This is a genomic window from Streptomyces sp. NPDC000404, assembly GCF_040300365.1.
Lineage (GTDB): Bacteria > Actinomycetota > Actinomycetes > Streptomycetales > Streptomycetaceae > Streptomyces > Streptomyces ramulosus.
Genome location: NZ_JBEPDN010000005.1, coordinates 397,656 through 423,034, shown reverse-complemented (window position 1 = coordinate 423,034; position 25,379 = coordinate 397,656). Strand labels below are relative to the sequence as shown.

Below are 25,379 nucleotides of genomic sequence, written 5' to 3'. Positions count from 1 at the left end.
GAGCGGGACGGGGGGACGGCCGGTGGCCGGGTCCTCAGTTCAGGACCTGTCCCGAAGGGCGGTCCCCCGCCTTCTCCGCCGCCAGGGCGGCCGTCTCCGATTCCCGGTGCCAACCGCTCTTGCCGCGGGCGCGCAGCCAGGCGGTGGTCTCGTCCGGTGGCATCGCCGCCGCCACCAGCCAGCCCTGCACGGCGTCGCAGCCCAGGTCGCGCAGGCGCTCCCAGGTCTCGTCGTCCTCCACGCCCTCGGCGACGACCAGCAGCCCGAGGGAGTGGGCGAGATCGAGGGTGCAGCGGACGATCTCGGCGTCCTCGTTGTCGACCGCGAGCCGGGCGACGAAGGAACGGTCGATCTTCAGCTCGCTGACCGGCAGCCGCCGCAGATGGACCAGGGAGGAGTAGCCGGTGCCGAAGTCGTCGAGGGACATCTTGACACCGTGGCCGGTCAGCCCGGCGAGGGTGTCGGCGGCCCGCTGCGGGTCCTCCAGCAGCACATGCTCGGTGATCTCCAGCTGGAGGGCGCCGGGCGGGACGCGGTGCCGGGCGAGGCGGGCGGCGACCGCGCCCGCGAAGCCCGGCGAGTGGACGTCGCGCGGCGAGACGTTGACCGCGACCGGCACCTCCAGGCCCATCGCCCGCCACCGCGCCACCTGGGCGAGCGCGGTCTCCAGTACGTACTCCGTCAGCCGGGGCATCAGGCCGGAGGTCTCGGCGATGGCGATGAACTCGTCGGGAGGCACCCGCCCGCGGTCCGGGTGCACCCACCGCACCAGTGCCTCCAGGCCCGCGACCTGACCGTCGAAGCCGACCTTCGGCTGGTAGTGCAGCTCGACGTCGCCGGCGTCCAGGGCGCGGCGGAGATCGCCGAGGAGGCCGAGGCGGTCGGGGGTGTTGCCGTCGCGCCGGGCCTCGTAGACCTCGACGCCGCTGCGGTCCCGCTTGGCTTGGTACATCGCGACGTCGGCGCGGCGCAGCAGGCCCTCGGCGTCCAGTGCGTGGTCCGGGAAGACGGCGACCCCCGCACTCGCTTCGAGTACGAGGGTCAGTCCGTCGAGGTCGAGGGGGGAGCCCAGCGTGGCGACGAGGTTGCGGGCCACCCGCTGGGCGCTGGTGAGGGAGTCCGCGGTGGGGAGCAGGACGGCGAATTCGTCCCCGCCGAGCCGGGCGGCCTCGGCGCCGCGTGGCAGGGCTTCGCGCAGCCGGTCGGCGATCTGCAGCAGCAGGCGGTCGCCCGCGAGATGCCCGAGGGTGTCGTTGACCGAGCGGAAGCGGTCGAGGTCGATCAGGACCAGGGCGCACCGGGTCTCGATCCGCTCGGCCTCGTCCAGCGCGGACCAGGTGCGCTCCAGCAGCCACTGGCGGTTGGGGAGCCCGGTGAGCGGATCGCGCAGCTGCTCCTCGGCGCGGGCGCGGGCGATCCAGAGCGTGGAGTCGAGGGCGATGAGCGGGACGGCGTAGAACGGCAGCAGCAGCGGGGCGTGGTCGGCGGTGACGGCGATCAGCGGAGCGATGCCGAACAGGGCGACGCCGACCAGCATCTGACGCGTCATCGCGGTGCGGGTGACGGTGGGCAGGCCGCCGCCGCGCGGCAGCAGGGTGCACCACAACAGGCCGCGGGTGACCAGGAGATAGCAGGCGGCGGCCGCGACGACCTGCGGGAGGACGGAGAGGTCCCAGGCCTCGGGGTGCCAGGGGTGGCGGACCGTGGCGGTGCTGCCGAGGGCCGTGCTGCCGAGCGCGGCGGCCCCCACGCCCAGCAGGTCGACCGCGCCGTGCAGCACCGCCTGCCGCCAGCGGTGACGGCGGGCCGCGCCGACGAGGACGACGACGGCCAGGCTGACCAGGGCCGCGGGCATCCAGCCGTAGAGCAGGACGACGGCGAGGGCGAGGGCCGCGCCGGAGCCCGTCCCGCCCCACCAGCGGTCCCGGCCGAGGGCGACGAGATGGCCGACGATGATGCCGGTCAGGACCGCCAGCGACCAGCCGACGGTGCCGGAGGGGAACAGCGCCCGCCGCTCGCCCAGCGTCCAGATCACCCCGGTCAGGAGGGTGAGGCCCGCGAGGACGGTGAAGGCGGCGGGCAGCGCGGGCACGACAAGCCGGCGGAGCCGCGGCGCCGGAGCGGCGCTGTCGGTCGGTTTCATTCCGATCCCTCTCACAGCCGGCTGTGCCCGCGCCACGGCAGGCGCACCCCTCAACAGTAGGACGCGAAGGGCCCCTACGGGCAGCGATCGGCAGCGGTTGCCCGAATGCGACCCGGCCATCCCGATCACTCTGGTATGCGCCGAAGGGGCGAGCCCGTCACTCCTCCTCGGGCGGCGTGACCGCCACCTCGCGTGCCGCGTCGGGCCCTTGTTCCAGCAGCACCGCGAAGCCGTCGTCGTCCAGCACGGGCACCTTCAGCTGCATCGCTTTGTCGTACTTGGAGCCGGGGTTGTCACCCACGACGACGAATCCGGTCTTCTTGGAAACGGAACCGGTCACCTTCGCACCGAGACTCTGCAGGGCCTCTTTCGCGCCATCTCTGGTGTGGGACGCCAGGGTGCCGGTGACGACGACGGTGACGCCTTCCAGGGGGCGCGGGCCCTCGTCGGCCTGCTGCTCCTCCTCCATCCGGACGCCGGCCGCGCGCCAGCTCTCGATGATCTGGCGGTGCCAGTCGACCTCGAACCACCGCTTGAGGGAGGCGGCGATGGTGGGCCCGACGCCCTCCACGGCGGCCAGCTCCGCCTCGTCGGCCTCGCGGATACGGTCGATCGAGCGGAACTCCCGGGCCAGCGCCTCGGCGGCCACCGGGCCGACATGACGGATGGACAGGCCGGTGAGGATCCGGGCCAGCGGGCGTTCCTTGGCCGCCTGGATGTTCTCCAGCATGGCCAGGGCGTTCTTCTTCGGCTCGCCCTTCTGGTTGGCGAAGAACGTCACGATCTTCTCTTCGCCGGTCTTCGGATCCCGCTTGGGCAGGCCGGAATCCGGGTCCAGGACATAGGACTTGATGGGCAGCAGCTGCTCGATGGAGAGGCCGAAAAGGTCCCCTTCGTCCTTGAGCGGCGGCTCGGCGGGCTCCAGCGGCTGGCTGAGCGCGGTGGCGGCGACATAGCCGAAATTCTCGATGTCCAGGCATTTGCGCCCGGCGAGGTAGAAGAGCCGCTCGCGGATCTGGGCGGGGCAGGAGCGGGCGTTGGGGCACCGCAGGTCGATGTCGCCCTCCTTGGCCGGCTGCAGCGGCGTACCGCACTCGGGGCAGTCGGCGGGCATGACGAACTCCCGCTCGCCGCCGTCGCGCAGATCGACCACCGGGCCGAGGATCTCCGGGATGACGTCGCCCGCCTTGCGGATGACGACGGTGTCGCCGATGAGGACGCCCTTGGCCTTGACGACGTCCTGGTTGTGGAGCGTGGCGAACTCGACCTCGGAGCCGGCGACGGTCACCGGCTCGACGACGGCGTACGGCGTGACGCGGCCGGTGCGGCCGACGCCGACGCGGATGTCGACGAGCTTGGTGTTGACCTCCTCCGGCGGGTACTTCCAGGCGATGGCCCAGCGCGGGGCGCGGGAGGTGGAGCCCAGCCGTCCCTGGAGCGGGATCTCGTCGAGCTTGACGACCACGCCGTCGATCTCGTGCTCGACGGCGGTGCGGCGGGTCTCGGCGTCGCCGTAGCGGGCGATGAACTCGCGGACGGCGGCGAGGGAGTCGACGACGCGGTTGTGCGCGGCGGTGGGCAGGCCCCATTCCCGCAGCAGGTCGTAGGCGTGCGACTGGCAGTCGATGTCGAAGCCCTCCCGGGCGCCGACGCCGTGGACGACCATGTGCAGCGGCCGGGTGGCGGTGACCTTGGGGTCCTTCTGGCGGAGCGAACCGGCGGCGGCGTTGCGCGGGTTGGCGAACGGGGGCTTGCCGTCGGCGACGAGGCGTTCGTTGAGCTCCAGGAACTTCTCCATCGGGAAGTACACCTCCCCGCGGACCTCGACCAGCTCCGGGATCCGCTCGCCGGTGAGGCGGTGCGGGATCTCGGCGATGGTGCGGACGTTGGGCGTGATGTCCTCGCCGGTGCGGCCGTCGCCGCGGGTGGCGGCGCGGGTGAGGCGGCCGTGCTCGTAGGTGAGGTTGACGGCGAGGCCGTCCACCTTCAGCTCGCACAGGAAGTGGTAGCCGGCGCTCTTCGGGTCGCCGCCCAGCTCCCCGGCGAGCCGCTCGGCCCAGGCGGCCAACTCCTCGTCGTCGAAGGCGTTGTCCAGGGAGAGCATCCGCTGGCGGTGCTCGACCTCGGTGAATTCCGTGGCGTACGCGCCGGCGACCTTCTGGGTCGGGGAATCCGGGGTGCGCAGCTCGGGGTACTGCTCCTCCATCGCCTCCAGGGAGCGCAGCAGCCGGTCGAACTCCGCGTCACTGATGACCGGAGCGTCCTTCACGTAGTACCGGAAGCGGTGCTCCTCGATCTGCTCAGCGAGCTGCGCGTGCTCCTCCCGCGCCGCCGCGGGCACCTCTGATGCCGCTGCGTGCTGTTCGCCAGCCACCGTGTTGTCCTCCCGTGGTCCGTGAGTGGTCGTCACTCAGGGTTGTCTGCGAGCGAGGTCGCGGCCCGGACGACGTGGGCGAGCACGGAGCGGGCGTATGCGGGCGAAGCGCCCGCGAGCCCGCACGACGGGGTGACGACCACGGACTCGGCGAGAGTCCCCGGCGTCAGCCCCAGCCTGCGCCACAGCGTCCTGACACCCATGACGCTACCGGCAGGGTCTGACAATCGGCCGTCCGTGCCGGGCACCACCCCGGCGAAGAGCGTGGTGCCGCCCTCCACCGCCTCACCGATCGCCTCCTCCTCACGCTCGGTGAGCAGGGAGAAATCGAACGAGATGCCCGCTGCGCCGGCCCGGCGCAGCAGCGCGAACGGGACGGCGGGCGCGCACGAGTGGACGACGACGGGGACGCCGTCCGCCGCCTCGACGAGGGTCCGCAGCGCACCCTCGACGACGGCGCGGTCGACGGCGGGGTGGGTGCGGTAGCCGCTGGCGGACTTGATCCGGCCCTGGAGCACGGCGGTGAGCGACGGCTCGTCGAGCTGGAGCACCGGCTGCGCACCGGGCACCCGGCGCCGCAGGTCGGCGAGGTGGGCACGGACGCCCTCGGCCAGCGAGGCGGTCAGGTCGCGGCAGGCGCCGGGGTCGCTGACCGCCGCCTCGCCGCCCCGCAGCTCCAGGGCGGCGGCGAGGGTCCACGGTCCGACGGCGGAGACCTTCAGCGGGCCCGCGTATCCCTGGGTGAACTCCTCCAGGGCGTCGAGGTCCTCGCCGAGCCAGGCGCGGGCCCGGCGGGTGTCGCGCCCGGGGCGGTCGCTGACCCGCCAGCCGCTGGGCTCCACATGGGCGTACACCTCGACGAGAAGGCCGCAGGTCCGGCCGATCATGTCGGCGCCGGGGCCGCGGGCGGGCAGCTCCGGCAGGTGCGGGAAGGTCTCCAGCGAACCGGTGACGGTCTTGACCGCCTCGCGCGCGTCGCCGCCGGGCATCGAGCCCACGGCCGTCGCCGTCCCCGCGCCCCAGGGGCGCGCGCCCCGCCCGTCCGTGCCGCTGCGCTCACTCGTGCTGTTCTCGCTCACCCCGAAAGCGTATGACGCGCCGCGTCACCCGGTGGCGGGCGGCCCGCCCGGGGCGCACGGACGCGCCCCGGGCGCGGGGGTCAGCGCCCCGGGCGGACCGAGAGGTCGTTGATCTCGGCGTCCCGCGGCAGGTCGACGGCGGTGAGGATGGCCGTCGCGACCGACTCGGGGTCGATCCAGCGCGTCGGGTCGTACTCCTTGCCCTCCTGCTGATGCGTGCTGGCCTGCATCGGCGTGGCGGTCCGCCCCGGGTAGACGGAGGTGACCCGCACGCCGTTGCCGTGCTCCTCGCCGCGCAGCGCGTCGGCGAGCGCCTTCAGGCCGTGCTTGCTGGCCGCGTACGCGCCCCACTCGGGGTTGGCGCGCAGCCCGGCGCCGGAGTTGACGAAGACGACGTGGCCCTTGGCGACGCGGACCAGCGGCAGCAGCAGCCGGGTCAGTTCGGCGGGGGCGACGAGGTTGGCGGCGAGCGTGCGCTGCCACGCCTTGGCGCCGAAGTCACCGATCGCGCCCAGTTCGAGGACGCCGGCGATGTGCATCAGCGAGTCGAGGCGCTCGGGCAGCGGCTGCTTGCCCAGCGCCCAGTCCAGCTTCTCCGGGGTGGCGAGGTCGCCCACGAGCGTGCGGGCGCCCGGGTACTGCGCGGCCAGCTCCTTGGCCCGCCCGGCGTCCCGGGCCAGCAGCCACAGGTCCTCCCCGCGCTCCGCCAGCCGCCGTGCGACCGCCGCTCCGATGCCCGACCCTGCGCCCGTGATCAAGTGCGTACCCATGCCCCCGATCCTAACGAGCCGCCGAGGGCAACCGCCGCGTACCCCCACAAGGGCCGCATCTCGCCGGACCGTCGGTGACCTGGGCGGATGGCGTGGCGGGCCGGGTCAGGCGGTGATGCCCGCCTGCTCCTCCAGGTAGGCCAGGGCACCCACGCCGTCCTCGGCGAAGAAGACCAGTTCGGTCAGGGGCAGCGGCAGGAAGCCCTCGGTCTCCATGCGCTGGAACTGGTCCTTGAGGCCGTCGTAGAAGCCCGCGGTGTTCAGCAGGACGACCGGCTTGGTGTGCATCCCGTGCTTGCGCAGCTCCAGGATCTCGGTGGCCTCGTCGAGCGTGCCGGTGCCACCGACCATGATCACGACCGCGTCGGCCCGCTCCAGCAGCTGTGCCTTGCGTTCGGCGAGGTCCCGGGTGACGACCATCTCGTCGGCGCCGGCGCGCGCCTTGTGGGCCAGGAACTCCACGGAGACGCCGATCAGCCGTCCGCCGGTCTCCTGCACACCGTCCGCCATGACCTTCATCAGGCCGGTGTCGGAGCCGCCCCACACGAGGGAGTGGCCGCCCTTGCCGATCAGCTGGGCGAACTGACGGGCGGGGGTGGTGTAGCGGTCGTCGAGGTCGGCGGCGGAGCAGAAGACGCAGATGTTCATACGCGCCAGCTTACGAGCCGGGGTGCGGCGCCCCTCGGGTGGCCGCGGTGGTGTTGCGGTGGTGCCGTGCCCGGTGGGCCGACCGGCACCGCCGGCCCCGCACGTCGTTGGGCGGGGCCGCCGGGCGCGTCAGATCAGGCCCTGGGCGAGCATCGCGTCCGCGACCCGCTCGAAGCCCGCGATGTTCGCGCCCGCGACATAGTCGCCCGGCAGGCCGAAGCGCTCGGCCGTCTCGTAGCAGGTGTCGTGGATGTTCCGCATGATCGCGGCGAGTTCACCCTCGGCCCGCTCGAAGCTCCACGCCTCGCGCGCGGAGTTCTGCCGCATCTCCAGCGCGCTGGTGGCGACGCCACCCGCGTTGGCCGCCTTGCCCGGCCCGAACGCGACGCCCGCCGCCTTCAGCAGCGTCACCGCCTCCGGGGTGGCCGGCATGTTCGCGCCCTCCGAGACGGCCTTGACGCCGTTGCGGACCAGCGTCCGGGCGGCGTCCGCGTCCAGCTCGTTCTGGGTGGCCGACGGCAGGGCGACCTCACAGGGGACGTCCCACACGCTGCCGCCCGGCACGTACCGGGCCGAACTGCCGCGCCGCTCGGCGTACTCGGAGATCCGGCCGCGCTCGACCTCCTTGATCTCCTGGAGCAGCGGCAGGTCGATGCCCTTCTCGTCGACGACGTAGCCGCCGGAGTCCGAGCAGGTCAGGACGTGTGCGCCGAGCGCCTGGGCCTTCTCGATGGTGTAGATGGCGACGTTGCCGGAGCCGGAGACGGTGACCTGCCGGCCGTCCAGCTCCTCGCCGCGCCGCTTGAGCATCTCCTCGGTGAAGAGGACGTTGCCGTACCCGGTGGCCTCCGTGCGGGCCTTGGAGCCGCCCCAGTCGAGGCCCTTGCCGGTGAGCACCCCGGCCTCCCAGCGGTTGGTGATCCGCCGGTACTGGCCGAAGAGGTAGCCGATCTCGCGGCCGCCGACGCCGATGTCGCCGGCGGGTACATCGGTGTGCTCGCCCAGATGCCGGTACAGCTCCGTCATGAACGACTGGCAGAACCGCATGACCTCCGCGTCGGACCTGCCGTGCGGATCGAAGTCGCTGCCGCCCTTACCGCCGCCGATATTGAGGCCGGTGAGGGAATTCTTGAAGATCTGCTCGAAACCGAGGAACTTCACGATCCCGAGATTGACCGAGGAATGAAACCGCAGCCCGCCCTTGTACGGGCCGAGCGCGCTGTTGAATTCCACCCGGAAGCCCCGGTTGACGCGGATCGCCCCGGAATCGTCCTGCCACGGCACCCGGAAGATGATCTGCCGCTCGGGCTCGCAGATCCGCTCCACGATCCTGGCCTCGGCGAACTCCGGACGCGCCGCGAGCACCGGGGCCAGCGTCTCCAGCACCTCCAGCGCCGCCTGGTGGAATTCCGGCTCTCCCGGATTGCGCCGCACCAGCTCCGCGTGCAGGGCCTCGTGCCACCCCGGGCGAACCCCGGAACGGCCCTCGGACTGAACAGTCGACATGCTTTCGGATCCCTTCATGACCGACGAAAAGCCGCTCGCGCCCCGATTCCCGACGAAATCGAAAGGGGTGGCGGCTTACTGAACGTCCTGTCGCAGCTCCGAGACTATTTGCCGCAGGGCCTCACATCGAGAGCACTGTGGGGAAAACCTCATCCGCACCGCGGAATCCGGCCGCGCCGCACGGCGGGAAGGCCCGCGTACGGAGCCTTCCCCTCCGGGCGCCGGCCCCTACGCCTCCGCCGCCGCCCGGCGCCGGGTCGTGGCGATGGTGGCGGAGCCGACGACGCGGGTGCCGTCGTAGAGGACGACGGCCTGGCCGGGGGCGACGCCGCGGACCGGTTCGGCGAAGGTGACGTGCAGCTCCTCGCCATCGGTCAGCTCGGCGGTGACCTCCGTCTCGCCGCCGTGGGCACGGAGCTGGGCGGTGTACGTGGCCGGCCCGCCGGCCGGCGGGCGGCCGCACCAGCGGGGGCGTATCGCGGTGAGGGCCGTGACGTCGAGGGAGGCGGCGGGGCCGACGGTGACGGTGTTGTCGACCGGGGAGATGTCGAGGACGTAGCGCGGCTTGCCGTCCGCGGCGGGGGTGCCGATGCGCAGGCCCTTGCGCTGGCCGATGGTGAAGCCGTAGGCGCCGTCGTGGCTGCCCAGACGGGTGCCGGACTCGTCGACGATGGCGCCCTCGGCGGTGCCCAGCCGCTTGGCGAGGAAGCCCTGGGTGTCGCCGTCGGCGATGAAGCAGATGTCGTGGCTGTCCGGCTTCTTGGCGACGAACAGGCCGCGCCGGGCGGCCTCCTCGCGGATCTCCGCCTTGGTGGTGCGGGTGTCGCCCAGCGGGAACATCGCGTGCGCCAGCTGCCGGTCGTCGAGCACGCCGAGGACGTAGGACTGGTCCTTGGCCATGTCGGCGGCGCGGTGCAGCTCGCGGCTGCCGTCCTCGCGCAGCACGACGGTGGCGTAGTGGCCGGTGCAGACGGCGTCGAAGCCGAGGGCGAGGGCCTTGTCGAGCAGCGCGGCGAACTTGATCTTCTCGTTGCAGCGCAGGCAGGGGTTGGGGGTGCGGCCCGCCTCGTACTCGGCGACGAAGTCCTCGACGACGTCCTCGCGGAAGCGCTCGGCGAGATCCCAGACGTAGAAGGGGATGCCGATGACGTCGGCGGCGCGGCGGGCGTCGTGGGAGTCCTCGATGGTGCAGCAGCCGCGGGCGCCGGTCCGGAACGACTTCGGATTCTCGGAGAGCGCGAGGTGCACGCCGGTCACGTCGTGGCCGGCCTCGGCGGCGCGGGCGGCGGCGACGGCGGAGTCGACACCGCCGGACATGGCGGCGAGTACGCGCAGGCGGGGTGCGTCAGTCATAACTTCTCCAGAGTAGACGGAACCACCGACAGCCCAGTACGCGTTGTCCAGCGCATGGGGAAGACGGAGCGGACCGGGTCCGGCATCGGCAGACGGCGTGCGCTGTGGATCGGCGGCGCCGCGGTGGCGGCCGTCGGTGCCGGCATCGTCACCTCCCGCGAGGGGCTGCTGCCGGGCGCCGCGAAGCCGCGGACGCCCGGCGCCGTCGATCAGCCGGGCGCGGAGTGGGTGGCGGCGTCCCCGGCGAACTGGCGGCGGGCCGAGCGCCCGGACGACTACCGCATAGACCGGGTGGTGATCCATGTCGTCCAGGGCAGCTTCGCGACGGCGCTGAAGGTCTTCCAGGACCCCTTCCACGCGGCCGCCTCGCACTACGTGGTGCGCAAGGACGGCCATGTGGCGCAGGTCGTCCGGGAGCTGGACGTCGCGTTCCACGCGGGCAACCGCGCGTACAACGAGCGCAGCATCGGCATCGAGCACGAGGGGTTCGTGGACCGCCCGGAGTCCTTCACGACCGCGATGTACGCCGCCTCGGCGCGGCTGACCGCCGGGATATGCCGCCGCTACGGCTTCCCCGCCGACCGCCGGCACATAGTGGGCCACTCCGAGGTACCGGGCGCCGATCACACCGATCCGGGGCCGCACTGGGACTGGGACGCCTATCTGCGGCTGGTCCGCGGGGAGCTGCGCAAGGCCCCGGCCAAGGGCGCCGCGTAGCGGACCGCCCCGGGCGCGCGGCCCGGAGCGGCCGTGCCGGTCAGCTCAGGCCGGCCTGCCGGGCGCGTTCGACCACGGGGCCGATGGCCTCGGCGAGCGCCGCGACGTCCTCGGCGGTCGAGGTGTGGCCCAGGGAGAAGCGGAGCGTGCCGCGGGCCAGCTCGGGCGAGGTGCCGGTGGCGAGCACGACATGGCTGGGCTGGGCGACGCCCGCGGTGCAGGCCGAGCCGGTGGAGCAGGCGATGCCCCGGGCGTCGAGGAGCAGCAGCAGGGAGTCGCCCTCGCAGCCGGGGAAGGAGAAGTGCGCGTTGGCGGGGAGGCGGCCGGCCGGGTCCGGGTCGCCGCCCAGGACGGCGTCGGGCGCGGCGGCGCGCACCGCCGCGATCAGGTCGTCGCGGAGGGCGCCGATCTCGCGGGCGAACTCCTCGCGGTGGGCGACGGCGTGGCGGGCGGCGGCGGCGAACGCCACGATCGCCGGGGTGTCGAGGGTGCCGGAGCGGACCTGGCGCTCCTGGCCGCCGCCGTGCAGCACGGGCACGGGCGTCCACTCCCGGCCCAGCACCAGCGCGCCGATGCCGTAGGGGCCGCCGAGCTTGTGGCCGGAGACGGTCAGGGCGGCGAGGTGGGAGGCGGCGAAGTCGACCTCGGTCTGGCCGACGGCCTGCACCGCGTCGGCGTGCAGCGGTATGCCGAACTCCCGGGCGACGGCGGCGAGTTCACGGATCGGCTGGACGGTGCCGATCTCGTTGTTGGCCCACATGACGGTGGCCAGCGCGACATCGGCGGGGTTGCGGACGACGGCCTCGCGCAGCGCGTCGGGGTGCACCCGCCCGTAGGAGTCGACCGGCAGCCACTCGACGCGCGCGCCCTCGTGGGTGGCGAGCCACTCCACGGCGTCCAGCACGGCGTGGTGCTCGACGGGGCTGGCCAGGACGCGGGTGCGGGCCGGGTCGGCGTCCCGGCGGGACCAGTAAAGGCCCTTGACCGCGAGGTTGTCGGCCTCCGTGCCGCCGGCCGTGAAGACGATCTCGCTGGGGCGGGCGCCGAGGGCGGCGGCGAGCGATTCGCGCGCCTCCTCGACGGTGCGCCGGGCCCGCCGCCCGGCGGCGTGCAGCGAGGACGCGTTGCCGGTGACGGTCAGCTGAGCGGTCATCGCCCGCACCGCTTCGGGGAGCATCGGTGTGGTGGCCGCGTGGTCGAGGTAAACCATGGTGCCCCGATTCTACGGGCGGCCGCCGGGGCCCCCGGGGGCGCGTCCGCGGCGCGCGGGGGCGCCGCCGCGGCGGGGCGCGAGGCGCCGCCCGCCGGATGCCGCGGGCGCTTCCGGTTCGTCCGCGTTGTCCGGGGCGGGCCCCGGTGCGGTCAGCCGCCGAGCGGCGCCCGGGCCAGCTGGCGGGACTGGGCGACGAGGCGGTCGGCGCTGTCCCAGACCTCGGCGTCCTCCTCCAGGAAGCCGCCGGCGAGGTTGCGGGTGGCGATGGCGACGCGCAGCGGGCCCGGCGCCGGGCGGCAGCGGATGTGGCAGGTCAGCTCGACGGTCGGCACCCAGCCCGTAAGGCCCAGGTCGAAGGCGGTGGGCGGCATGGCGTCGACGGTCAGCAGCAGGGAGAGCGGGTCCGGTTCGCGGCCGTCGGCGAGGCCGAACCAGCCGCGCATCTCGCCCTTGCCGGAGGGCGCGCCGACGGCCCAGCCCGCGGTGGCCGGGTCGAGCCGGATGTCGAGGCGGTCGGCGATGGCGGTGCTGCCCGGTATCGCCGATCCGCCGTCGGGGGCGCTGTCGGTGCCCAGGCAGTGCGCGTACGGGGGCAGCGCCGGGGGCTTGGCGCTGGTGCGGACGTCGTCGGGGAGCGCGGCGAGGTCGCCGTAGGAGGCGAGCACCCGCATCCGCTCGACCTCGGTGCCGTCCGGTGCGGTCTGGACGAGGGTGGCGGTACCGGTGGACAGGGTGCGGCCGGCGCGGACCACCTCGGTGCGGACGGTGGCGGGGCCGGGTACGGACGCCGTCAGGTAGTGCGCGGTGACCGAGAGCGGGTCGGGGTGCGGCAGGGCGTCGCCGAGGGCGCGGCCCATGAGGGCGAGGAGGTAGCCGCCGTTGACGGCCTGGATGATCGTCCAGCCGGCGGACAGCTCCGCGTCGTAGTGCCCCGGGGCGCGGCGCACCACGGCCGTGTCCCGGTCGAACTCGCTGTTACCAAGGGTCACCTGTGCCATGGCCGGAACGCTACACCGAAAAGTTACCGACCGGTAGTGTCAGTTTGCGGTGCCCGGCGGGCGGCCGGGCCGCCGCGGCCTGGGATGATTCCGGGATGCTCCACGTGCTCTACCTGATCGGCGTCTCCGCGTTCGCCGCGAGCGGGGTGCTCGCCGCCTACCGCGCGAACATGGACCCCTTCGGCGGTCTGGTGCTCGCCTTCGCCGCCTCCATCTCCGGCGGCACGCTGCGCGATCTGATCCTCAACCGGCACCCGCTGTACTGGACACACGACTGGGTCCTGCTGACGGTGATCATCTGCGTCGGCACGGCCACCATGGTCTATCTCCGCTTCTGGACCCTGCCGCGCAAGTCCCTGCTGGTCGTCGACGCGGTCGGGCTCGCCGTCGTCACCGTGATCGGGGCACGCGCCGCCATCGACGCGGGCGCCACCCCGCTCGCGGTGATCATCCTGGCGGTGCTGACGGGGGTGGCCGGCGAGGTCATCCGAGATGTGCTGTGCGGGGAGTTCCCGCCGCTGCTGCTGCGCGAGGACGTCTACGCCATCGCCGCGCTGGCCGGCGCCGCCCTGCTGCTGGCCCTGCACCACCTCGGCATCGGCGGCACCGCGGCCACCGCCGCCTCCGCCGGACTGGTCTTCGCGCTGCGGATGGGCGCGGTCTACCTCGGGCTGCACCTGCCCCGGCCGCACCGGTCGCCGGGCCGGACGGGCGCGGACGGCTGATGCGGCCGGGGCGGCGGCGCTACGGCTTCGGCAGCGGCGGCCGGGCGCCGGTGTTCAGCCAGGCGTCGAAGAGGTCGCCCAGTCGCCGACCGGAGATCTTCTCGGCCAGCGCGATGAACTGCGAGGTCTCGGCGTTGCCGTAGCGGTGGGCCGCGGTCCAGGCGGGCAGCAGCGTGAAGAACGCGCGGTCGCCGATGCGTTCGCGCAGCGCCTGAAGGGTCATCGCGCCCCGGTCGTAGACCGCATCGGAGAACATCGTGTCCCGCTGCGGATCGGCGACCTTGATCTTCCAGAACGGGTCGCCGGCGGGTATCGCGGCGTACGCCTCACGGAACGCGTCGTGGGCGCTCTTGGTGCCCTTGTGCTCGGCCCACAACCACTGCGCGTAGCTCGCGAAGCCCTCGTTGAGCCAGATGTGCCGCCAGTCCTTGACGGAGACGGAGTCGCCGAACCACTGGTGGGCCAGCTCGTGGACGATGGTGGACTCGTTGCGGACCGCCGAGTAGGCGGGCTTGGACTGCACCTCCAGGGAGAAGCCCGCCTGCGGCATGTCGTCGACGATGGCGCCGGTCTCCTCGAAGGGGTACGGCCCGAACACCTTCGACCAGTAGTCGGTGGCCTCGGCCGTGACGCCGTAGACGTCGACCTTTCCGGTGGGCAGCGTCGGGTCGGTGGCGACGTAGATCGGCGTGCCGCCGGGCGTGGTGCCGGTGCGGACGTCGAACTTCCCGATGGTGGCGGTGGCCAGGTACGTCGCCATCGGACGGCTCTCGCGCCAGTGGGCGTACGAGCGGCCGCCGCGCTCGCCGGACTCGATCAGCCGCCCGTTGGAGACGCCGGTCAGCCCCTTGGGCGCGTCGATGCGGATGTCGTACGTCGCCTTGTCGCCGGGGTGGTCGCTGGAGGGGAACCACGTGGACGCGGCGTTCGGCTCGCAGGCCACGAAGACGCCGTCCTTCGTCTTCATCCAGCCGTAGTCGGAGCCGAAGATGATCGGCCCGCCGAGCGGCTGGGGCACGCCGCCGTAGGTGACGGTCACCGTGAACGTCCGGCCGTCGCGCAGCATCCGCGCGGGCCGGACGGTGAGTTCGTCGCCGGCTCTGGTGAAGCGCGCCGGGCGGCCGTCGACCCGGACGGCGGTGACGTCGAGCTTTTGGAGGTCGAGGTCGAAGGCGCTGAGGTTCTGGGTGGCGCGGGCGGTGAGGGTGGTGCGGCCGTCGAGGCGGCCGGAGGAGGGGTGGTAGCTGACGCCCAGGTCGTAGTGGAGGGCGTCGTAGCCGCCGTTGCCGAGGTCCGGGAAGTAGGTGTCGCCGGCGCCGGGCGCGCCCGGGGTGCCGACGGGCGCGGCGGCGACGCTGCCGGGCGCGGTGGCCACACCGCAGACCGTGGCGACGACGGTGCAGGCGGCGGCCAGGGCGAGCAGCCGGGGGCGGCGGAGTGCGGATACGGAGAGTGCCATGGTGAGCCCATCTCTTCGAACACACGGATGCTGGTGTTCCAGCGGGCCGACTCTGCACGGCGGCGCCGCCCGCGGTGCGGGACTTTGCCAACTCGTCATGCGGGCCCGGTGCGCACCGCGCTCGGGACGCCCGCGGGGCGCCGTGCGCGCCCCCTGGCGGGCGTCCGGGGCCCGGCGGCGGTTTCGCCGGAAGAAGAAGAAACACCGCCGGGGCGCGATGGGTTGCACGGCGTCCCGGAAAAAGATGCGGACCGGCCAGAATTCAGCCGGGAAAATTGGATCAACGAGGGATGAAGGAACGTCAATTTTACCCTTTCTTTAGTTGTCTGGAGGAAGTTGACGCCTGTTAATCTGACCTCCGTCATCCCACGACGGCGGAGAGGGGCGAGCGGCATGATCCACCCACCGGGCGCCCGCCGCTGTCACCGGGATGACGATCCACCGGAGCCGTACCGACCCACGCGGCGACCCCCTCGATTGCGCCGCTGAATACGGTCTCCGTTCTCCGATGCCCTCCCGGGCATTTCCTTTACCGCCACCCTTTCGGGCAGGAATTCTTCCGGTCCGGAATGAGCTGACGCGCGGTTTTCCACCGCCGGACAGGCACCACCCGTGCGCCGCCCGGCCGCACACCTCCCGCAGCTTCACGAGTCCCCGCTCGCCCTACGCAACGGAGGAACGTCTGTGACCCCCCTCGCCTCACCCCTCGCTCCCGCCCCTGCCGCACCCGGCGCGATGCCGCCGCGCCGGCCCCCTTTATCCGTCGCGCCCGAGGACGGCTCCCCCGCCGGCGTACGGCCGCACCCGGAGGCGGAGCGGACGGCGCCCGGCGACGCCGACGGGTTCGACGCCCGGCTGGAGGCGGCGCTGGAGGCGCTCTCCGCCCGCATCGGCCCGCTCTTCGCCCGCCCCGAACCGCGCGCCCAGGCCGTGCGGTACGTCCGTGCGCTGCTCGGCGGCGTCGGCGCCGGGAACAGCTGGCGGCTCGCCCACCGCGTCGGCGACGGCTCGCCCTGGCGGATGCAGCGGCTGCTCACCCGGGCCCGCTGGGAGGTGGACGCCTTCCAGGACGCGGTCCGCGGGCAGGTGCTGGAACACCTCGGGCACCCCGACGGTGTCCTGACGCTCGGCCAGGTCGACACCGTCAAGAGGGGTGACAAGTCGGTGGCCGTCGCCCGCCAGTACGCCATCGCCGCGCGCCGCGTCGAGAACTGCCAGACCACGCTGCTCGCCTGCTACACCTCGCCGCTGGGCACCGCCGTCCTCGACCGCGAGCTGTATCTGCCGCCCGCCTGGACCGAGGACGCGCTCCGCTGCCATCAGGCCGGGGTGCCCGCCGACCGCACCGTCCACCGGCCCCGGACGGAGCTGGCGCAGCGCCTCGTGGAGCGGGCGCGCGCCGCACGGACCCCGTTCGCCTGGGTCAGCGGCGATCTGACGCGCGGCCAGGACCCGGAGCTGCGCGACTGGCTGGAGCGGCGGGCGGTCGGCTACGTCCTGCCCGTCTCCACCGGGCACCCGGTCCGTGCCGTCGGCGGGGTGGCGCTGCCCGCCGGGGTGCTGGCCCGCGGCGCCGCGGGGCACGGGGTGCCGGACGCCGTCGCGCCGTCCTGGGAGTGGTCGGCGGTGCCGCTCGGCGCGACCGGGTCCGGTGGGCGCGGCGGCTTCGTCCGGCTGCTGCTGACCCGCCGCCATCCGGGGAGCGGGCGCACCGGCCACTATCTGGCGTACGCACCGCGGCACACCGCCCTGCCCGTGCTCGCCGCCGTCGCGCGCGGCGGGCGGGACACGCTGCGCGCCGCGCCCCGGGCGTGCGAGAGCGTGCAGTTCACCCGTACCGAGGTGCTGACGTGGACCGCGTGGTACCGGCACACCGCGCTCGCCCTGGCGGCACTCGGCGTTTACGCGGTCGCGGGCGCGGCGCACGGAAAAGTACCGCAGTAGCTTCCCCGTACCGCCGGGCGCACCGCATTCCATTGCGATACGCGAGCGGAGTCTGCTTTTCTGAACTCGGTGCCGGCCGGTGGATTTCGCCGTACCGCACCACTGCCGCGGGGAAAGGAGATACCACGTGCTCCCCCACGCCGGTAATCCCTGTATGTCGTTCGCACCGAAATCCTTCTCGGGTTGATTCCGGAACCGGTAAGACCCCACACATGGGAGAGTGCGTAGACCGTCATGGCAACGACCATCAACACGCCGACAGAAGAAGTTCCGCCCGGCTTATCCCTCGCGACCGCGCCGCCGCCGATCATCGGCGAATCCCCGGAACTGCGGCTGGCCCTGGCCTCGCTGCAGGCCCAGGCGCAGACGCTGAACGAAATGATCCGGACCACCGTCGACGCCCTCGCATCCCCCCAGGCGGCGCCGGTGCCCGGCAGCCAGGCCTTCGCGGAGATCGCCCGGCGCACCGTGCCACGCTGGCACTTCGCCATGCTCAACGACACCGTGCGCAACGACGCGCTGGTCACCGCGGTGCGCCGGGCGATCCCGCCGGGCGCCACCGTCCTGGACATCGGCTCCGGCACCGGGCTGCTGGCCATGGCCGCGGTGCGGGCGGGCGCCGGGCACGTCTACACCTGCGAGGGCAATCCGCTGCTCGCCGAGATCGCCCGGCAGATCATCGCCGAGCACGGCATGTCCGACGCCATCACCGTGCTCACCAAGTTCTCCACCGCCATCGAGGTCGGCCGGGACCTGCCGCGCCGGGCCGATGTGCTGATCTCCGAGATCGTCGACTGCGGGCTGATCGGCGAGGGGCTGCTGCCCACCGTGCGCCACGCCCGCGAGCATCTGCTGGCCCCCGGTGGCGTGATGATGCCGGTCGCCGCCCGCATCCACGGCCAGTTGGTCGACAGCCCGGCCATGGTCAACCTCAACCGCGTCCACGAGGCGCACGGCTTCGACGTGTCGCTGATGGAGACCGTCGCCACCCGCGGCCACTTCCCCGTGCGGATGCACACCTGGCCGCACCGGCTGCTCTCCGAGCCGTTCGAGATGGCCGCGTTCGACCTGGCGCACGATCCGCTGCTGCCGGGCAGCCGCCGGCTGACGGTACCGGTCACCGCGGACGGCCGGGCGCACGGGCTGCTGTCGTGGTTCTCGCTGGAGCTCTGCGACGGCGTCGACCTGCGCAATGCGCCGGACAATCCGGAATCGCACTGGATGCAGGCGCTGATCCTCCTCGACAAACCGGCCTCCGTCACCGCGGGCGAAAGCCTCGACATGGAACTGCGATGGACGGAAACCCAGCTCACCGTCGTCTGAACCGCACCGCCCCTTCGACCAGAAAGGCACCGTGACATGAGCCACGCACCGAATGCGTACGTTCCTTTCGAGCTGCACGGTCAAGAACTCCGCGATGCGGTCGTCCGGTACGCGAGCAATCCGATCTACCTCGACAACGAGGAATGGCAGAACGACGACAACCCCTACCGCCGCCAGCTGCGCCCGCAGGTACTGCCGCATCTGGACTACGATGCGGTGCCCGGCCGCGAGAACATTCTCGACTACAGCAGCCTGGCCGTGCAGCGGGTGCTCACCAGCGTCTACGAGGCGGATCTCGTCTTTCTCCCCAAGTCCGGTCTGAAGGACGGAAAGTGGGAGGATTTCCAGCAGTTCTACAGCCCGAGCAACCGCGCCCTCGGCGAGGCGATACGGCCGGCGCTGGAGAGGTACGCGTTCGGATTCCTCGACGACGAGGTCGAGATCTCGGGAAAGTGGACGAAGGAGAGTTTCCACGCCTACATCGAGTCGCTGGGCGCGAACGACCCGGCCGAGGCGTCCCGCACCGAAAAGGCGATCCTCTCCTCCACCGACCGCGAGCGCGCCGCCCGGATGTGGCTGATCCAGTTCGCCCCGGACTTCCTCTCCGAGGCGTCGCCGATGATCCGCAACGTCCTCGGGCACTACGGCGCCGCCCAGTCCGAGTGGTTCAAGATCATCATCGATGAGTACGGCTACGGCGTCCACGACACCAAGCACAGCCGCCTCTTCGAGCGGACGCTGGAGTCGGCGGGGCTCGCCTCCGACATCCACCGGTACTGGCAGTACTACCTCAACAGCAGCCTGCTGATGAACAACTACTTCCACTACCTGGGCAAGAACCACGAACTGTTCTTCCGCTACGTCGGCGCCCTCTACTACACCGAGGCGACGCTCGTCGATTTCTGCCGCCGCGCGGCCTCCGTCCTCACGTCGGTATTCGGTGAGAAGGCCGACGTGGAGTACTTCACCGAGCACGTCCACATCGACCAGCACCACGGCCGGATGGCCCTGGAGAAGCTGATCGACCCGCTCATCGAGGAACACGGCGAGCACATCATCCCGGAAATCGTCCGGGGCATCGAGGAGTACCGCGTCATCCAGGACATCTCCGACGACGATTTCGCCACCCAGATCGCCTGGATGGACAAGGGGCCGGAATTCAAGAAATTGCACGCACCGGTGTGGGAGGCGATCGAGAGCGGCAAGGTGACCGCGCCCGTCGCCGATATCGTCGAACCTTACGGCGAACTCTCCAACACCCACTGCCATGACGGCGACGAACTGTGCCACATCGTCTCCGGCACTATGAAGTTCGTCAGCGGATTCGACTCGTACCAGATCCTCGAAGCCGGGGAGGGCACCGTCATCCAGAAGAACCGGCTGCACGGCGCCATCATCGAATCCGAGGAATGCGTCTACCAGATCCACTCCGTCGGGGACTACAAGAAGTGCTTGTCCTGACGTTCGCGGCCACCGGCCGCGGGAATTGTGTGGAGGTCGACGGCACCCCGTACGTCTATGTGCGGACCGCGTCGGGTTCCTTCGTCATGCGAGCCGACTGCCCGCACCGCGGCGGTCCGCTCCATCTGGCCGCGGAAGGGCCCGAGGGCAAGTCCTTGATCTGCCCCTGGCACGAGCGGCGCACCGCCACGGCATGGATGCGGCAGCGGATTCCCGCCGTCCGCACCGGGCGGACGGTGCGGGCCGTCCTCCCCCATCCGCCGCAGGCCGAGGTCGCCCACCGGCACCGCCCGCTGTCGCCGGCGCTGGCCTGCTGAGCCGGCGACACCCTCGCACCACCGAACGGCCGGTGCCGTGCCCGGACTCCCCTGGTCCCGGGCACGGCACCGGCCTGACCACGTCCGCCCGTGTCCGCTTATATCCGTTTGCGTCGGTCCGTGCACGAGTGAAGGAGCGGTTGTGCCCGGTCTTCTCTTCCTCGGCACCTCACTGCTGGTCATCGCCACGCCCGGCCCCGATGTCGCGCTGGTGACCCAACTGGTGCTGCGCACCGGCGCACGGCGCCCGGCGGCGGTCGCGGCCCTCGGCATGATCACGGCCGGCGCGCTGCACGGCGTCCTGGCACTGACCGGCGTCGCACTGCTGCTACGGACCGACCCCGCACTGTTGACCGCCCTCCAGTGGTGCGGGGCGGTGGTGATGCTGGTGTGGGGCACGAGGGCCCTGCGGGCGGCCGTGCGGGGGCCCGGTGCGGTGAGGGGCGGGCGCGGGCCCGCGATCGGGGAGGGAACGGGACCGGATGCCGGGGCGTCGGGCGGGGCCAAGGTTGAGGCCGGGGCCGCCTGGGCCGGACCTGGGGCCGAGGCCCAGGTCGAGGTTGGGGCCGCCGGGACTGGGGCCGAGGTCAGGGCCGGGGCCGGGGCCGCCGGGGCTGGGGCCGAGGCCGGGACTGGGGCCGAAGCCGGGCCCGGGTCCGGGGCCGAGGCCGGGGCTGGATCCGGGGGCAGGGCCGAAGCTGGGCTCCGTCCCGGTGTCGGGCCCGCTCCGGTCGGAGCGCCCGCCGCACGTCGCTGCTTCTGGACGGGGATGCTCTGCACCGGCGGCAACCCGAAGGTGGGCCTGTTCCTGCTGGCGTATCTGCCGCAGTTCGTGCCGCCCGGGGCGCCGTGGGCGCTGAGCATGGGCGCGCTGACCGGCGCCTATCTGTCCCTCGCGGCGCTCTGGCTGGCCGGTGTGATCACGGTGGTGCATCTGCTGCACCGGCTGGCCCGCTCCCGGCGGCGCACCCCCCGGGCGCCCGGCCGCGGCCTGCGGATCGCCGACGGCGTGGTGGGCGTGGTCTTCATCAGCTTCGCGATCAGGCTGGCGTGGCACTGATGGCACGGCTGCGGAAGCGGGCCCCGGCGCGGACCGGCGGCGGGAGCACACCGCAGCGGGGATACGGCTCAGCCGCCCGCCTCCAGTCCGAGCAGCAGCCGCTTGGCGGCCAGCCCCCCGGCGTACCCGGTGAGCTTCCCGGAAGCGCCGATCACCCGGTGGCAGGGCAGGACGACACAGAGCGGATTGGCCCCCAGCGCCGCGCCGACCGCCCGCGCCCCGCCAGGCCGCCCCAACTTCTCGGCGAGCTGCGCATAGGTGCGGGTGTGACCGTACGGGATGAAGGCGGCGAGCGAGAGCACCACCTCACGGCGGAACGGAGTGGCCAGCCGCAGATCCATCGGCAGGGAGAAACCGCGTCTGCGCCCGGCGAGAAAGTCGGCCAACTGGGCGCGCACCCGGGCGAGCTGCTCCTGCTGCGGCGCGGGCAGCCCCGCATCCTCCTCGGTGCAGCGGGGTGTCACCCGGGCGAGTTGCTTGCGGACCTCTTCGGGGAAGGCGAAGCCGCAGTAGAGCAGGGCGTCGTCGGAGACCGCGAGCGTCATCCGTCCGATGGCGGTCTCCTGCGTGGCGAGGCCCACGCTCTCCGGCTCGGCCTTCTTCTTTCTGGGCATGACGGACTCCTTCGGGAAGCAAACGGTCGACGACCGGGACCGCCCCGGCGCCGCACCGGGCGGCCGGGCGACCGCACCGGGCGGCGGGACGGCCGGGCAGCGGCGACCGCCGCCCGCGTGGATGCGGGGCGGACCAGGTGCGCCGCGGCGGTCGGCTCAGGCGGCGAGCGGCCGGCAGGACCGGCACGGTCGGTATCCGGCCCGGCGGGCGTCCCGGGCGGACCGGAAGGGGACTTGGTGCCGCGGGGTGATGCGGCGGGCGTGCGCGCAGAGCGGATGGCAGTAGATATGGGTGGTGTCGCTGCCGAGGAAGGCGGTATGCGTCCGCACCAGGGCGCGCACCCGCTCCGGGCTGACCCCCTCGGCCTCCCGCAGCGCCGCACCGATCGCCCCGCCGTACGCCGCGTCGTACGGCACCCCCTCGTCGTCGGTGACACGGTGACAGGGAATCAGCAACTGCGCCGGGTTACGGGCCAGGGCCGCGGCCACCTGCGCGAGATCGCCCCGCCGCGCGTCGCGCCGCGGCTCGCCGTGGTGTCCGTCGCCGTGTTGTCCGTCGCCGTGCGGTCTTTCGCCGTGCGGTCTTTCGCCGCGTCGTCCTTCGTTGTGTCGTCTTTCCTCGCGTTGTCCTTCGTCGCGTTGGGCTTGTCCGCTTCGGACTGCTCCGCTTCGCAACGCGTCGCGTGGCAGATCCTCGTGTGGCACATCGCCGTGTGGTGACTCGCCGCGTGATGACTCGTCGTGTGGCAGTGCCTCGCTCCGGGGCGCGCTCTGCTGGGGCTCGCCCTCCCGGCTCCCGGAGGTCGGGGCCGTCGGGCCGTGCAGCCCGGCCTCCCGCAGCACCCAGGAGACGGGGCGCAGTTGGCCGTGCGGGATCGAGCGGACCGCGCCGAGGACGGCGGACTCGGTGTCCGTCAGCCCCGCCCCCGCCAGTTCGATCCGCAGCTGCCGGGCGCGACCGGTCCGCACCGCTGGGCGGACCCCGGGGGCGGGTGCGGTGCCCGGCACCGCGCTGCGGCCCGTGACCGCCAGATGCCGCTCCTCGAAATCGCGTGCCGTGCCGACCGCGGCGGCCAGGACGGCTCCCGTCACCAGCGGGCCGCTCTGTGCCACGTACAGCCCCCCTGCGGGGGCCTCGACACGGACATAGGTGTCGTAGCGGTCCTCGGGGATACCCACGTACCGCAGTACCTTCAGTTCGAAGGGGGTCGGGTCGGTGTCCGCCAGCTCCGCCAGCGCCCGTGCGAGCGCCGGCTCTCCGGCACTCCACCCGTTCACTCCTCCACTCACGTCCTCACCTCCCTCAGGTGTGCCGCTTCCGGCCCCAGTAACTCCCGTAACGCCAGCAGCCCCCGTGACACCTGCGCCTTGACGGTGCCGACCGGGCACCCCTGCACCTCGGCGACTTCCGCATAGCTCATGCCCAGCACATGCCGCATCACGACCGCGGTGCGGGAGCGTTCGGGCAGCTTGCCGAGGGCGGCGCCCAGCATCTCCCGCTCCGCCGTCCGCGACGCCCACTCCTCCGGGCCGGGACCGGTGTCCGCCCATCTGTCGGAGTAGTCCTCCACGGAGGCGGCCGAGACCGGACGCCGGACCTTGGACCGGATGTCGTTGCGCCACACATTGGTGGCGATGCTCAGCAGCCAGGCCCGCGGGTGCAGTTCCCCGCGGCGCTCCGGCGTGTAGTCCCGCAGGGCCTTGTAGGCCCGCAGGAAGGTCTCCTGTCCCAGATCGTCCGCCTCGGTCACCGACCCCGTCACGCGGTACAGATAGGTGCGCACGGCCGAGCCGTGGATCCGCACCAGCTCCGAGAAGCCGCCGTCCAGATCCCGGGCCAGATGCTCGGTCAGTCGCTCAGACATCTTGTCCTTCACCCAATGGACACCGTTGACACTTCGCCAGTTCCGCGGAATGCGGGGATTGCGGTGGTGCACCGGGCCCGCCGCTCAGTCGAGCAGCACGGCCCGGTCGCCGGTGCGTATACCGCCGGGGCGGATCACTTTCGCGTAGATGCCGAAACACATTCCGCTGGATTGCCGGAACGTCTTGAGGATGCGCCCGTCGTAGGGCAGGCCCTCCCGGTCGTGGTTGACCATGACGCAGCGTTCGGTGCGCTCCACGACCTCGAACCGCGCCTCGCCGACGGCCAGCCTCCGGCCCACCCAGGCGTCCTCCACGGGGCCGGTGGCCTCCGCGGTGTCCAGCAGGATGTTGGGACGGAAGCGGTGTACGTCGATGACGGAGCCGGGCAGCAGCGCCCGGGCGTGGGCCAGGGAAGCGGTCGTCACGAGGTGGACGATGCCGGGCCCGGCGTCGAGCAGCGAGACGTTCTCCTCGGTGGCGAGGGTGACGTCCTTGCCCAGCGCCTTGGAGAGCGCCTCATGGACTCCGGGGTCGTCGCCGCGCCACTGCTCACCGCCGGGAAAGGCGATGCAGGGCACCTCGCCGTCGTAACGGGAGGAGAACAGCCGCAGGTCACGGGTGGAGGCGAACCTCGGGGTGCTCTTCCCGGCGCCGTACTTGCCCTGCGGGGTACGGACGGCCCACAGGCGGTCGCCGGTCACCCCGCGGGCGTCGACGGCGAGGGCGGTGTGCCGCTCGCCGAGCATCGACTTCACCGGGAATCGCTGCAGAAGGCTGACGGTGCCGGCGGCGGTACCCGCGCCGGCATCGGTGGTGTCCGGCATGGTCAGTGCTCCTTCCAGAACTCGCGCAGCAGGGCGTGGACCGTCTCCGGCTCCTCGACATGGCCGAACGAGCCGCTGCGCTCCAGCATTTCGAAACGGGTGCGCGGCGCCCACCGGACGAACTCCCGCTGCAGGGCGGGGTAGAGCGCCCGGTCGTACCGGCCGGCCAGCACCATCAGGGGCGCCTCGATCTCCGCCAGCCGCGGCCGGAAGTCGGGGATGCGGAGGATTTCGCCGCCGATCGTGAAGTCGACGTCGGCGCCGCAGAAGAGGGGGTAGAGCGCGAGGTTGCGGGCGCCCGGCTCGGTGGCGAGCCGCGAGGCGTGATCGGGGTGGTGGAAGCGGACCAGTTTCACCGCGGCGGCGAACTCCGCCTGCATCTGCGGGTCGGTGGAGGGCACGCCCCGCTCCCGCAGGGCGGTGATCCGCTCCCACACCTCCGGGAACTGCAACTCCAGCTCGCGGTTGATGTTCTCGTGGTTGAGCTGCCACATCTGCGGGCTGTGCAGGCTGTTGGCGAGGGTGAGGGTGCGCACCGTCTCCGGGTGGTCCAGCGCCAGGGCCTGACCGATCAGTCCGCCGTAGGAAAAGCCGTAGAGGTGGACCGGGCCGAGGTCGAGGGTGGTGAGGAGGGCGGCGATGTCGGCGACGTCGCGGGCGAAGGTCAGCTCGGTGAGGTCGTCGGGGGCATCGGAGCGGCCGCGTCCGTGCAGGTCGACGTAGAGGACGCGGTGGTCGGAGGCGAGCGCGTCGAAGTGCGGGTGGAAGACGACGTGCGATCCGGCCGGGCCGAGCCCGGCGAGCAGCAGAACAGGGTCGCCCTGTCCTTCGCTCTCCACCCAGAGGCGGTGGCCGTTGACTTCGTGGTACGCGCCGTCGGGGTGCCGGACGGCCGGTGCGTCGTGGGACATGGTTCGGCTTCTTCCTGTTCCGTGTGGTGCGTTGTCGCAGGGTGCGGTCGCACGTGGGGCGTGCCGCATGGGGC

Annotated in this window: 22 protein-coding genes; 7 read left to right on the top strand and 15 right to left on the bottom strand. The window is 72.5% G+C overall.

Translation table 11 applies throughout. The features are described 5' to 3' along the window. Window positions 1–34: 34 nt before the first annotated feature. The 7 genes from ABT345_RS12050 to mnmA form a co-directional block, all read right to left on the bottom strand. Window positions 35–2,143 carry a putative bifunctional diguanylate cyclase/phosphodiesterase gene (locus ABT345_RS12050; RefSeq protein ID WP_345085980.1) on the bottom strand — a complete coding sequence of 703 codons (2,109 nt, stop codon included), beginning with the start codon at window positions 2,141–2,143 and terminating at the stop codon, window positions 35–37. A gap of 157 nt (window positions 2,144–2,300) precedes the next feature. Next, complete coding sequence (gene ligA / locus ABT345_RS12045; RefSeq protein WP_345085982.1) at window positions 2,301–4,517, bottom strand: NAD-dependent DNA ligase LigA; 2,217 nt, start codon at window positions 4,515–4,517, stop codon at window positions 2,301–2,303. A gap of 32 nt (window positions 4,518–4,549) precedes the next feature. Further along, a complete protein-coding gene (locus ABT345_RS12040; RefSeq protein ID WP_386459134.1) occupies window positions 4,550–5,596 on the bottom strand; it encodes a methionine synthase in 1,047 nt (348 codons plus the stop codon). A gap of 80 nt (window positions 5,597–5,676) precedes the next feature. Beyond that, the gene (locus ABT345_RS12035) at window positions 5,677–6,366 is read right to left on the bottom strand and encodes an SDR family oxidoreductase (protein ID WP_345085984.1); all 690 of its coding nucleotides are present in this window, start codon (window positions 6,364–6,366) and stop codon (window positions 5,677–5,679) included. Window positions 6,367–6,471: 105 nt separating this feature from the next. Then, window positions 6,472–7,014, bottom strand: a complete 543-nt coding sequence (locus ABT345_RS12030; RefSeq protein ID WP_345085986.1) for an LOG family protein — start codon at window positions 7,012–7,014, stop codon at window positions 6,472–6,474. A gap of 129 nt (window positions 7,015–7,143) precedes the next feature. Next, window positions 7,144–8,520 (bottom strand): NADP-specific glutamate dehydrogenase, encoded by a 1,377-nt coding sequence (gene gdhA / locus ABT345_RS12025; protein ID WP_345085988.1) that lies wholly within the window; start codon window positions 8,518–8,520, stop codon window positions 7,144–7,146. A gap of 228 nt (window positions 8,521–8,748) precedes the next feature. After that, complete coding sequence (mnmA, locus tag ABT345_RS12020) at window positions 8,749–9,873, bottom strand: tRNA 2-thiouridine(34) synthase MnmA (protein ID WP_345085990.1); 1,125 nt, start codon at window positions 9,871–9,873, stop codon at window positions 8,749–8,751. Between the two features lie 54 nt (window positions 9,874–9,927). On the opposite strand from mnmA, the gene ABT345_RS12015 reads away from it, so the two are divergent. Continuing rightward, window positions 9,928–10,590, top strand: coding sequence for an N-acetylmuramoyl-L-alanine amidase (locus ABT345_RS12015; protein WP_345085992.1), 663 nt, complete (start codon window positions 9,928–9,930; stop codon window positions 10,588–10,590). Between the two features lie 40 nt (window positions 10,591–10,630). On the opposite strand, the gene ABT345_RS12010 is transcribed toward ABT345_RS12015, so the two are convergent. Next, a complete protein-coding gene (locus ABT345_RS12010) occupies window positions 10,631–11,800 on the bottom strand; it encodes a cysteine desulfurase family protein (protein WP_345085994.1) in 1,170 nt (389 codons plus the stop codon). A gap of 152 nt (window positions 11,801–11,952) precedes the next feature. Then, entirely contained in the window at window positions 11,953–12,801 is an 849-nt protein-coding gene (locus tag ABT345_RS12005) for a thioesterase family protein (protein ID WP_345085996.1), read from the bottom strand. A 95-nt stretch (window positions 12,802–12,896) separates the two neighbouring features. Here ABT345_RS12005 and ABT345_RS12000 point away from each other — a divergent pair, with 95 nt between their 5' ends. Further along, window positions 12,897–13,526: a trimeric intracellular cation channel family protein gene (locus ABT345_RS12000; RefSeq protein WP_345085998.1), complete on the top strand. Its 630-nt coding sequence runs from the start codon at window positions 12,897–12,899 to the stop codon at window positions 13,524–13,526. Between the two features lie 19 nt (window positions 13,527–13,545). On the opposite strand, the gene ABT345_RS11995 is transcribed toward ABT345_RS12000, so the two are convergent. Then, the gene (locus ABT345_RS11995; RefSeq protein ID WP_345086000.1) at window positions 13,546–14,985 is read right to left on the bottom strand and encodes a M1 family metallopeptidase; all 1,440 of its coding nucleotides are present in this window, start codon (window positions 14,983–14,985) and stop codon (window positions 13,546–13,548) included. 684 nt (window positions 14,986–15,669) lie between these two features. Between ABT345_RS11995 and ABT345_RS11990 the strand changes: the two genes are divergently transcribed. From ABT345_RS11990 to ABT345_RS11970, 5 genes are all read left to right on the top strand, one after another. After that, complete coding sequence (locus ABT345_RS11990; RefSeq protein ID WP_345086002.1) at window positions 15,670–16,929, top strand: IS701 family transposase; 1,260 nt, start codon at window positions 15,670–15,672, stop codon at window positions 16,927–16,929. Between the two features lie 234 nt (window positions 16,930–17,163). Continuing rightward, window positions 17,164–18,252 (top strand): class I SAM-dependent methyltransferase, encoded by a 1,089-nt coding sequence (locus ABT345_RS11985; RefSeq protein ID WP_345086004.1) that lies wholly within the window; start codon window positions 17,164–17,166, stop codon window positions 18,250–18,252. Window positions 18,253–18,288: 36 nt separating this feature from the next. After that, complete coding sequence (locus tag ABT345_RS11980; protein ID WP_345086006.1) at window positions 18,289–19,713, top strand: iron-containing redox enzyme family protein; 1,425 nt, start codon at window positions 18,289–18,291, stop codon at window positions 19,711–19,713. Further along, complete coding sequence (locus tag ABT345_RS11975; protein ID WP_345086009.1) at window positions 19,701–20,030, top strand: Rieske 2Fe-2S domain-containing protein; 330 nt, start codon at window positions 19,701–19,703, stop codon at window positions 20,028–20,030. Before ABT345_RS11980 ends, ABT345_RS11975 begins: the two co-directional genes overlap by 13 nt. Window positions 20,031–20,172: 142 nt before the next feature. After that, window positions 20,173–21,090: a LysE family translocator gene (locus ABT345_RS11970; protein ID WP_345086011.1), complete on the top strand. Its 918-nt coding sequence runs from the start codon at window positions 20,173–20,175 to the stop codon at window positions 21,088–21,090. A 68-nt stretch (window positions 21,091–21,158) separates the two neighbouring features. Here the strand turns inward: ABT345_RS11970 and ABT345_RS11965 are convergent, their stop codons facing one another. The 5 genes from ABT345_RS11965 to ABT345_RS11945 form a co-directional block, all read right to left on the bottom strand. After that, window positions 21,159–21,704, bottom strand: a complete 546-nt coding sequence (locus ABT345_RS11965) for a methylated-DNA--[protein]-cysteine S-methyltransferase (RefSeq protein ID WP_345086013.1) — start codon at window positions 21,702–21,704, stop codon at window positions 21,159–21,161. A 156-nt stretch (window positions 21,705–21,860) separates the two neighbouring features. Further along, complete coding sequence (locus ABT345_RS11960; protein WP_345086015.1) at window positions 21,861–22,994, bottom strand: Ada metal-binding domain-containing protein; 1,134 nt, start codon at window positions 22,992–22,994, stop codon at window positions 21,861–21,863. Then, window positions 22,991–23,569 (bottom strand): RNA polymerase sigma factor, encoded by a 579-nt coding sequence (locus ABT345_RS11955; RefSeq protein ID WP_345086017.1) that lies wholly within the window; start codon window positions 23,567–23,569, stop codon window positions 22,991–22,993. The genes ABT345_RS11960 and ABT345_RS11955 overlap by 4 nt, the downstream gene beginning before the upstream one ends. Before the next feature lie 84 nt (window positions 23,570–23,653). Then, window positions 23,654–24,394 (bottom strand): MOSC domain-containing protein, encoded by a 741-nt coding sequence (locus ABT345_RS11950; protein WP_345086019.1) that lies wholly within the window; start codon window positions 24,392–24,394, stop codon window positions 23,654–23,656. Window positions 24,395–24,396: 2 nt separating this feature from the next. Beyond that, window positions 24,397–25,305 carry an alpha/beta fold hydrolase gene (locus ABT345_RS11945; RefSeq protein WP_345086021.1) on the bottom strand — a complete coding sequence of 303 codons (909 nt, stop codon included), beginning with the start codon at window positions 25,303–25,305 and terminating at the stop codon, window positions 24,397–24,399. Between the last annotated feature and the right edge of the window lie 74 nt (window positions 25,306–25,379).

Excerpts from the sequence above, each read along its gene's own strand:
- ABT345_RS12015 (WP_345085992.1), top strand. The coding sequence starts at position 9,928 with ATGGGGAAGACGGAGCGGACCGGGTCCGGCATCGGCAGACGGCGTGCG.
- ABT345_RS11945 (WP_345086021.1), bottom strand. The coding sequence starts at position 25,305 with ATGTCCCACGACGCACCGGCCGTCCGGCACCCCGACGGCGCGTACCAC.
- gdhA (WP_345085988.1), bottom strand. The coding sequence starts at position 8,520 with ATGTCGACTGTTCAGTCCGAGGGCCGTTCCGGGGTTCGCCCGGGGTGG.
- ABT345_RS11955 (WP_345086017.1), bottom strand. The coding sequence starts at position 23,569 with ATGTCTGAGCGACTGACCGAGCATCTGGCCCGGGATCTGGACGGCGGC.
- ABT345_RS12035 (WP_345085984.1), bottom strand. The coding sequence starts at position 6,366 with ATGGGTACGCACTTGATCACGGGCGCAGGGTCGGGCATCGGAGCGGCG.
- ABT345_RS12005 (WP_345085996.1), bottom strand. The coding sequence starts at position 12,801 with ATGGCACAGGTGACCCTTGGTAACAGCGAGTTCGACCGGGACACGGCC.
- ABT345_RS12010 (WP_345085994.1), bottom strand. The coding sequence starts at position 11,800 with ATGGTTTACCTCGACCACGCGGCCACCACACCGATGCTCCCCGAAGCG.
- mnmA (WP_345085990.1), bottom strand. The coding sequence starts at position 9,873 with ATGACTGACGCACCCCGCCTGCGCGTACTCGCCGCCATGTCCGGCGGT.
- ABT345_RS11950 (WP_345086019.1), bottom strand. The coding sequence starts at position 24,394 with ATGCCGGACACCACCGATGCCGGCGCGGGTACCGCCGCCGGCACCGTC.
- ABT345_RS12030 (WP_345085986.1), bottom strand. The coding sequence starts at position 7,014 with ATGAACATCTGCGTCTTCTGCTCCGCCGCCGACCTCGACGACCGCTAC.
- ABT345_RS11980 (WP_345086006.1), top strand. The coding sequence starts at position 18,289 with ATGAGCCACGCACCGAATGCGTACGTTCCTTTCGAGCTGCACGGTCAA.
- ABT345_RS11965 (WP_345086013.1), bottom strand. The coding sequence starts at position 21,704 with ATGCCCAGAAAGAAGAAGGCCGAGCCGGAGAGCGTGGGCCTCGCCACG.
- ABT345_RS12050 (WP_345085980.1), bottom strand. The coding sequence starts at position 2,143 with ATGAAACCGACCGACAGCGCCGCTCCGGCGCCGCGGCTCCGCCGGCTT.
- ABT345_RS11995 (WP_345086000.1), bottom strand. The coding sequence starts at position 14,985 with ATGGCACTCTCCGTATCCGCACTCCGCCGCCCCCGGCTGCTCGCCCTG.
- ABT345_RS12000 (WP_345085998.1), top strand. The coding sequence starts at position 12,897 with ATGCTCCACGTGCTCTACCTGATCGGCGTCTCCGCGTTCGCCGCGAGC.
- ABT345_RS11985 (WP_345086004.1), top strand. The coding sequence starts at position 17,164 with ATGGCAACGACCATCAACACGCCGACAGAAGAAGTTCCGCCCGGCTTA.